Origin of the sequence: Cupriavidus basilensis (assembly GCF_029335485.1) — a bacterium.
In the GTDB taxonomy this organism is placed as follows: Bacteria; Pseudomonadota; Gammaproteobacteria; order Burkholderiales; family Burkholderiaceae; genus Cupriavidus; species Cupriavidus basilensis_E.
The window spans coordinates 1-383 of the sequence record NZ_JARJLM010000137.1 but is presented as its reverse complement, the minus strand read 5'-3'; the positions used below and the strand labels follow the sequence as shown (position 1 = coordinate 383).

The window sequence follows — 383 nt, the reverse complement described above, 5'->3', positions numbered from 1 at the left end:
GGCGCGCGCGCGCCTTGCTGGCGCGGGCCGGTGCGCCGGTGCGCGACGAAACCGGCTGGAAGCTTTCCACCACGCGCGCGGCGGCGGCGCTGATGCGCTGGTTCGACCTGCTGAACCAGGACGGCAATACCGCGGCCCTGCTCGACCTGCTCAAGAGCCCATTCTGCCTGCCGGATTTTCCGTTGCGCGGCGAGGCGATCGCAGCGCTGGAGCGGCAGGTCCGCCGCGACGGCATCAGCGGAGGCTGGCGCCGGTTGCAGCAGCGCTTCACGCCGGATACGACCGACGCACCGCATGCGCTTGCGTATGAAGCCGGCACCGGCGAAGACGGACAGGCGGCCCGCCGCGCCGCGCGGCAGGCTGCCTGCGAACTGGTGCAGCTG

Annotated in this window: 1 pseudogene; it reads left to right on the top strand. The window is 72.6% G+C overall.

Going from position 1 to position 383, the window contains the following annotated elements:
- A pseudogene (locus tag P3W85_RS07820) lies at positions 1-383 on the top strand (PD-(D/E)XK nuclease family protein); the annotation flags it as partial.